The following is an 884-nucleotide window of genomic DNA, read 5'->3' as shown; positions in this document are numbered from 1 at the left end:
TGGAGCGAGTGTTAAGCGGCACGCTAAATCAAGCAATCGGCGGAGCGGGGTTTGTGGTATGCTGAAAAAGTGCTTCTCCATTTTGGGGAGGCAGCAACATGGGGAGATCTGTAAAATGACAGCTACCAACTACACAATGGTTACCGTTGCTTCGTGCGAACCCAGTTTCTTGAACCAGGCTTTAAAGCATACAGGCGCGTTGGCGGAAGAACTGAAAGCCTCTGCCGGTGCAATCATTACACGCTATGGGGTGCTCGCGACAGGAGAGCACGCCGGAAGTATGATACTCATGCAAGGGTACTCGGAGCTAAATGGCATCGATGCGGCATTCGGAGTTTATAACAAATCAGCCGATTATCAGGCATTGATCGGTAGCGGTAAGGTCAATGTGACATTGCGGAATATCCTGAAAGTTGAGCCGCTCGAGTTGGAAAATCAGTCCACTGATGTTCCGGCATACGGCGTTTTGACACGTTGGGGATCTGCAGATTCGATGGTCGATCGAATGCGTGGAATGGTGCACCTTTTTGAAGATAATGGCGCGATGTTCATGCGTTATTGGACGATTATGACTGGGTCGCATGCCGGCCGCCGTTTGCTGGCAGTGGGGTATCCTTCGATGGATGCCATAGAAAAGACCTACAACGCCTTACGCGGCAGTGATGACTACAATTCGATGGTCAGCGATATCGACATCGATTTTCGCAACATTGTGCGTATTGCCGGTTAGTAGAACGCAACTTCGAATAGGTTAGCCGCGTAACGGTAGGTGTTCTATCAGGTACCAAAGATATGCGATGGTGCGAATGCTCTGTCGCATATTTGTTGGAATCCGAAACCGATTTTTCCGACAAGTCATCAATGATATGTTTTTCCCGCGATGC

At 49.4% G+C, this 884-nt stretch carries 1 protein-coding gene; it reads left to right on the top strand.

The genetic code is table 11. The features are described 5' to 3' along the window. A partial coding sequence (locus AB2B41_RS23330) for a DUF6854 domain-containing protein (protein WP_367880224.1) occupies nucleotides 1-730 on the top strand: 730 nt, incomplete at its 5' end. Nucleotides 731-884 lie beyond the last annotated feature (154 nt).

This window comes from Sulfitobacter sediminis (assembly GCF_040811725.1).
Lineage (GTDB): Bacteria > Pseudomonadota > Alphaproteobacteria > Rhodobacterales > Rhodobacteraceae > Sulfitobacter > Sulfitobacter sediminis.
This window is presented reverse-complemented; position numbering and strand designations above follow the sequence as displayed.